The 6,443-nt window shown below is 75.0% G+C and carries 5 protein-coding genes; 3 read left to right on the top strand and 2 right to left on the bottom strand.

Features of this window, described 5'->3' with window-relative positions; all coding sequences use genetic code 11:
- Positions 1–49 precede the first annotated feature (49 nt).
- A complete protein-coding gene (locus ACFQ79_RS39910) occupies positions 50–1,387 on the bottom strand; it encodes a sigma factor-like helix-turn-helix DNA-binding protein (protein ID WP_383593113.1) in 1,338 nt (445 codons plus the stop codon).
- Positions 1,388–1,506: 119 nt separating this feature from the next.
- Here ACFQ79_RS39910 and ACFQ79_RS39905 point away from each other — a divergent pair, with 119 nt between their 5' ends.
- A complete protein-coding gene (locus ACFQ79_RS39905) occupies positions 1,507–3,135 on the top strand; it encodes a DUF6350 family protein (protein ID WP_383593110.1) in 1,629 nt (542 codons plus the stop codon).
- Between the two features lie 15 nt (positions 3,136–3,150).
- Here the strand turns inward: ACFQ79_RS39905 and ACFQ79_RS39900 are convergent, their stop codons facing one another.
- The gene (locus tag ACFQ79_RS39900) at positions 3,151–3,933 is read right to left on the bottom strand and encodes a hypothetical protein (protein ID WP_383593107.1); all 783 of its coding nucleotides are present in this window, start codon (positions 3,931–3,933) and stop codon (positions 3,151–3,153) included.
- A gap of 275 nt (positions 3,934–4,208) precedes the next feature.
- Here ACFQ79_RS39900 and purN point away from each other — a divergent pair, with 275 nt between their 5' ends.
- Both purN and purH read left to right on the top strand, forming a co-directional pair.
- The gene (gene purN / locus ACFQ79_RS39895; RefSeq protein WP_189832905.1) at positions 4,209–4,838 is read left to right on the top strand and encodes a phosphoribosylglycinamide formyltransferase; all 630 of its coding nucleotides are present in this window, start codon (positions 4,209–4,211) and stop codon (positions 4,836–4,838) included.
- Positions 4,813–6,378, top strand: a complete 1,566-nt coding sequence (gene purH, locus ACFQ79_RS39890) for a bifunctional phosphoribosylaminoimidazolecarboxamide formyltransferase/IMP cyclohydrolase (RefSeq protein ID WP_383593104.1) — start codon at positions 4,813–4,815, stop codon at positions 6,376–6,378. Before purN ends, purH begins: the two co-directional genes overlap by 26 nt.
- Positions 6,379–6,443 lie beyond the last annotated feature (65 nt).

Raw genomic sequence — 6,443 nt, 5'->3', positions numbered from 1 at the left:
CCCGGGCGAGGGCGGGGCCCTCTCGTATGCGGCGACTGCCGGGCCGGCATCACTCGGCGGCCGGGACCAGCCGCTCCGGGCCCGGGTTCGGTTCGGAGCGCAGCTTGTCGCGGAGCTCCAGGTCCTCCGGGCGGAGCTTCTGCGGGCCGCCGCGGACCGGGACGCCGTTGACGGTCTCGCCGGGGGCGTTCACCGGGATGTAGCGGGTCGGCGCGGTCGCCGCCGTGAAGCCCGTGACGCCGATGAGGACCGCCGTGACCCCCAGCACCGCGCGCGTCCACGTCCGCGCCCTGCGCTCGCTGCCGCCCCGGACCGTGCGGGCCGCAGGGAGGGACGTCGTCGGCGCCTCCGTGACCAGCACGCCGAGCCGCTCGTGCAGGGCGTCGGGATCGGCGAGTTCGGGAACCCGCTTCGCGAGGACCGTACGGGCGTGCAGCAGCCGGTTGGCCGCGGCGGGGGTGCTCGCCTCCGTCTCGGCGGCCGTCTCCGGCAGGTCGAGCCCGAGTCCGTCGTAGAGCAGGACGGTACGGCGGTAGGGCGCCGGCAGTTCGAGGAGGGCGGTGAGCAGCGCCCGCCGGCCCGCCTCGGCGGGCGGGGCGTCGGGGTGCTTGTGGGTACGACGCAGCCGGTGCCACGGGGAGAGGGCGTACTCGTAGGCCGTCGCCCGCACCCAGCCCACCGGGTCCGCGTCGCGGGCGACCTCGGGCCAGTGCTCCCAGGCCCGGTGGAAGGCCTGCTCGACGGACTCCCGGGAGAGCCGCCGCCGGCCGGTCAGCAGATACGTCTGGTGGACGAGTCCGGGCGCCGCCTGCGCGTACAGCGCGTCGAACGCCTCCTCGGGGGTGACCCCCGGTACCGCGGGGGGCCCGACGGGCCGTTCCGCCGCGACCGGTTTCAGCCGTTCCTGCGGCCTCGGGGTGCCCTTGCGGGCCGGGCCCGCGGCGATGACCGGGGACGGGGAGGGGGCCCTCGGCGGCTTGGCGGCCCGCTTGGCCGCGGCCTTGGGCCGGACGTTCGCCGTGGGGGCGGGCGCCTGTGCCTGTGTTTTCCCCGGGGTCTGCGGCCGTACGGGTGACGGTGGCAGGGACCGTGGCTCCGCCGGCTTCTCCGAAGCGGGCGGAGCGGCCGGCGCGGAGGCGGGCGGCGCGTCCGCGGAGCCCGGGGCCTCGCCCGGCCCGGGCGCGCCGAGCAGCTTCGCGTACGCCTCGCGCTTGCGGCCCCGTGGTGCCGAACGCCCGGTCTCCCATGCCTTGACCGTGGCCTTCGTGACGCCCATGGCCTCGGCGACCTGCTCCTCGCTCAGGGCGAGGGCCTCACGCAACCTGCGCCGCTCCTTGGGGGTCGGCAGGGTGACGGAGGATGCGGAATCCGCGGTGCTCCGGCTCATCGGCGTCGACCTCCCGCAGAGCTGCTGTGGGCGGAAAAGTACATAAACGTATCTTGAGCGACACAACGGAGGTTTGCCTGTTACGCGGCAAAAGCGCGTGTCGTTGGGAGCATGACCCCGTGACCCATGTGACCGAGCACCCCCTGGTCAAGGGCGGCCGTTCCGCCGCGCTCGCCACCGCCTGCGTCCGGGGCGGGGTCGCCGCCGGACTCGGACTCGGCGCCCTCGCGGTCCTGGTGATCGCCGGCTGGATCGGCTCCCCGTACCCCGACAGTGGACCCGGCGGCGTCCTGCACCTGGCCGCGGGACTCTGGCTGCTGGCGCACGGCGTGGACCTCGTCCGTACGGACACCCTGTCCGGGCTGCCCGCGCCCCTCGGCATCGTGCCGATGCTCCTGGCCGTCCTGCCCGTCTGGCTCGTCCACCGCGCCGCCCGCGACACCCTCGACGCGGCCGACGGCGCCGAGCGGCGGCCCCCCTCCGCGAGCGGCGCGGTCGGCGCCGTGGCAGGCGGGTACCTCCTGGTCGCCGTCGCGGTCGTGGTCTACGGCCAGAGCGGCCCGCTGCCCGCCGCGCCGCTCAGCGCCGGGCTCTGGCTGCCCGCCGTCGTGGTGGGCGCGGCCGGGGCGGGCGCCTGGACGTCGCTCGGCCGTCCCCTCCCCGAGCAGCGCCAGGCCGCCGCCGCACTGCGGGCGGGCGGGCTCGGGCTCGTCGCACTGCTCGGCGGCGGCGCGGTCGTCGCGGCGGTCTCGCTGGCCTGGCACGCGGGCGAGGCGCAGGCAGCGTACGCGGGTCTCACGGGGGAGTGGTCGGGGCGGGCGGCGGTGCTGCTGCTGGTCCTCGCCCTGCTGCCGAACATGGCCGTCTGGGGAGCCGCGTACGGGCTCGGGCCGGGCTTCACCCTCGGCACGGGCGCGTTCGCGACCCCGCTGGGTCTCGTCGGCGACCCGGCCGTGCCGCCCTTCCCGCTGCTGGCCGCGCTGCCCGACGACGGGCGCGGCGGCTGGCTGCACGGGGCGGCCGCGGCGGTCCCGCTCGTCGCCGTGATGCTCCAGGGCGGCCGGGTGGGCCGCGCGGCGCGGACCTGGACGGCCCGGGACACGGCACTGACGGCGCTGGGCGCGGCCTGGGGCTGCGGCGTGGTGGTCGCCGCGCTCTCGGCCGCGGCGGGCGGACCGCTCGGCACGGCCCGGCTGTCGGCGTTCGGCCCGGTGTGGTGGCAGACGGGCGCGGCGACGGTCCTGTGGGGTGCCTGTGTCGGGGTGCCGGTGGCCCTGGGGGTACGGGCCTGGGGCCGCCGCGTCCCGCGCTCGAAGCGCCCGCCGGTGCCGGCGGAGGCTTCGACGCCGGTGCAGGCGGTGCGGTCGGCGCAGGCGGTGCGGTCGGTGCCGGCCGTGCCCGTGGGGCCCGAGGCCGGCCGCGTACCCGCCGCCGGTCCCGTACCCCTGTCGGCCTCGTCGGCCCCCTCCACCCCGGACGGGCCGGACGGCGAGCGGACACCACCGGACGCGCCCGCGGCCCCCGCAGGGAAGGCGGCCGATTCGAAGGCGGCCGGTTCGAAGGCGGCCGGTTCGAAGGCGGTCGTTGCCGGGCCCGGGCCCGGCGACGACCCGGCGTACCCGACCTACGACGCCCATGACACCTACGACCCGTACGGCGACTCCGTCTTCGAGCCCTACGACTACCTTCCGGCGGCCTGGGAGCCGGGCGCTCCGCCGCCCCCGCCCCCGGGGCGGTCCGCCGACTAGGGGCCGTCCGCCGCGCTACTCCCGGACCCCGAAGCCCGCGCGCAGCGGCTTCGGCAGGAGGTCGTTGCAGGCCAGCTGGCCGGCGTGGGTGAGGGCGTCGTCACGGCACTCGTAGAAGTCGCTGTAGACGAGCTGCATCGTGAAGCCCACGGCGACGATCATCAGAGCCACGCTCGCCGCGACCAGACCGCTGATCGCGGCCGTCCGCATCGAGCGGAGCGGGGCCGCCGTGGCGCCCTGCCCCGAAGGCCGGGCCGCGGGCTGCCCCGCGGCCTGTCCCGAGGGCTGAGACGCCGGCCCGGTCGCCGACTGTGACGTCGGCGACACCTCGTCGGCCGGCTTCGGCTTGGCGCGCAGCGAGCTGATCGCCCAGTAGACGCCCAGAGCGCCGAGCAGCAGAGCCAGTTCCGGAATCTCGAAGATGGCGAAGAAGAAGGCCCACATGCCGGCGAGGATCGCGTACCGCGCGCGGCGCTGCGCCGGGTCCGTCGGGTCCCAGCGGAGCCCCCGCCCTCCGGTGCCGCCCTGGCCGGGCCCACCCTGTCCGGGGCCGCCCTCCGGTCCTCCCTGGCCGCCGCCCTGGCGCTCGGGCCCACGGCCGAAGCCGTCGTTCGAGCGGCCCGGCTGGCGCGGGCTCCAGCGGCCGTCGGACGGCCCCGACGATCCGGAGCCCCCGGACGATTCGTCGTCCGGGCTGTCGGGGCCGTCCGGTCGCCGCGGCTGCCACGGCTGATCCGGCCTGCCCTCGGGCGGCGGCGCGAACGGGTTGTTGTCGTCCGTGGACTGGCGTTCCGGCATCTGCTGAACGTCTTCCCTCTGTCGTCACGACCACGGCCGCACCCGTGGTCTCCGCTGCTGTCTCGTCCGCTGTCGTTCGTGTGCCCGACCGGTGCTGGTCGGGTGCGCGTCCGGCGTCGGACCTTGACGCTACCGCCCTGCTCCGCCCCCGTCCCGTGGGGGCCGTCCGGTGTGCCGGTATCGTTGCTGACGGTCGAGCCATTCGTAGGGTTCCCCGTATCGAGCGGCACGATTCGTTCGTACGACCGTACAAACACCACGGAAAGAGTGACCCAGTGGCTGCCGCCCGCCTCGTCGTCCTGGTCTCCGGTTCCGGTACCAATCTGCAGGCCCTCCTCGACGGCATCGCCGCGGACCCCGAGGGCTACGGCGCGGAGATCGTCGCGGTCGGCGCCGACCGCGACGGCATCGCAGGTCTGGAGCGCGCCGAGCGCGCCGGACTGCCGACCTTCGTCTGCCGGGTCAAGGACCACGCCACCCGCGAGGAGTGGGACCGCGCCCTCGCCGAGGCCACCGCCGCGTACGAGCCGGATCTCGTCGTCTCGGCCGGCTTCATGAAGATCGTCGGCAAGGAGTTCCTCGCCCGCTTCGGCGGCCGGGTCGTCAACACCCACCCGGCTCTGCTGCCCAGTTTTCCCGGTGCCCACGGGGTGCGTGACGCCCTCGCCTACGGCGCGAAGGTCACCGGGTGCACCGTCCACTTCGTCGACGACGGTGTCGACACCGGCCCGATCATCGCCCAGGGCGTGGTCGAGGTGCGGGACGAGGACGATGAAGCCGCTCTGCACGAGCGCATCAAGGAAGTCGAGCGCTCACTGCTCGTCGACGTCGTGGGGCGCCTCGCCCGGCACGGCTACCGCATTGAGGGACGAAAGGTTCATGTCGGTGAACACGGACACCGTTAAGCCCATCCGCCGCGCGCTGGTCAGCGTCTACGACAAGACGGGGCTCGAGGGGCTGGCCCGCGGTCTGCACGAGGCCGGTGTCGAGCTCGTCTCCACCGGCTCCACGGCCGGGAAGATCGCCGCCGCCGGTGTGCCGGTCACCAAGGTCGAGGAGCTGACCGGCTTCCCCGAGTGCCTGGACGGCCGCGTCAAGACCCTCCACCCGCGCGTGCACGCCGGCATCCTCGCCGACCTGCGCCTGGAGTCGCACCGCGAGCAGCTCGCCGAGCTCGGCGTGGAGCCCTTCGACCTGGTCGTCGTGAACCTCTACCCGTTCAAGGAGACCGTCGCCTCCGGCGCCACTCCCGACGAGTGCGTCGAGCAGATCGACATCGGCGGCCCGTCGATGGTGCGCGCCGCGGCCAAGAACCACCCGTCCGTGGCGATCGTCACCAGCCCCGAGCGGTACGCCGACGTCCTCGCGGCCGTCCAGGCCGGCGGCTTCGACCTGACCGCCCGCAAGCGGCTCGCGGCCGAGGCCTTCCAGCACACCGCCGCGTACGACGTGGCCGTCGCCTCCTGGTTCGCCGCCGACTACGCGGCAGCCGACGAGTCGGGCTTCCCCGACTTCCTCGGCGCCACGTACGAGCGGAACAACGTCCTGCGGTACGGCGAGAACCCCCACCAGGGCGCCGCGCTGTACGTCGACGGCACGGGCGGCCTCGCCGAGGCCGAGCAGCTGCACGGCAAGGAGATGTCGTACAACAACTACACGGACACCGACGCCGCGCGCCGGGCCGCGTACGACCACACCGAGCCCTGCGTCGCGATCATCAAGCACGCCAACCCGTGCGGCATCGCGATCGGCGCCGACGTCGCCGAGGCCCACCGCAAGGCGCACGCCTGCGACCCGCTGTCCGCGTTCGGCGGCGTCATCGCCGTCAACCGCCCCGTCTCGGTCGCCATGGCCGAGCAGGTCGCGGAGATCTTCACCGAGGTCATCGTCGCCCCGGCGTACGAGGACGGGGCCGTCGAGGTCCTCGCCAAGAAGAAGAACATCCGTGTGCTCAAGGCGGAGGGCGCCCCGAGCAACCCGGTCGAGGTCAAGCCGATCGACGGCGGCGCGCTGCTCCAGGTCACGGACCGCCTCCAGGCCGAGGGCGACGACCCGGCGAACTGGACCCTGGCGACCGGCGAGGCCCTCTCCGCGGAGGAGCTCGCCGAGCTCGCCTTCGCCTGGAAGGCCTGCCGCGCGGTCAAGTCCAACGCGATCCTGCTCTCCAAGGACGGCGCCTCGGTCGGCGTCGGCATGGGCCAGGTCAACCGCGTCGACTCCGCGAAGCTCGCGGTCGAGCGGGCGGGCGAGGAGCGGGCGCGCGGCTCGTACGCCGCCTCGGACGCCTTCTTCCCGTTCCCGGACGGCCTGGAGATCCTCACCGCGGCCGGCGTGAAGGCGGTCGTGCAGCCGGGCGGCTCGATGCGGGACGAGCTGGTGGCCGAGGCCGCGAAGAAGGCGGGCGTGACGATGTACCTCACGGGGACGCGCCACTTCTTCCACTGATCGGTGCGCACGGGGCCGGGTGAACCGGTCCGCATGAGCGGCGGGCGGCCCGCCGGGACCTGTCC

Source organism: Streptomyces sp. NPDC056480, assembly GCF_042795405.1.
In the GTDB taxonomy this organism is placed as follows: Bacteria; Actinomycetota; Actinomycetes; order Streptomycetales; family Streptomycetaceae; genus Streptomyces.
This window is presented reverse-complemented; position numbering and strand designations above follow the sequence as displayed.

Excerpts from the sequence above, each read along its gene's own strand:
- ACFQ79_RS39910 (WP_383593113.1), bottom strand. The coding sequence starts at position 1,387 with ATGAGCCGGAGCACCGCGGATTCCGCATCCTCCGTCACCCTGCCGACC.
- ACFQ79_RS39900 (WP_383593107.1), bottom strand. The coding sequence starts at position 3,933 with ATGCCGGAACGCCAGTCCACGGACGACAACAACCCGTTCGCGCCGCCG.
- purH (WP_383593104.1), top strand. The coding sequence starts at position 4,813 with ATGTCGGTGAACACGGACACCGTTAAGCCCATCCGCCGCGCGCTGGTC.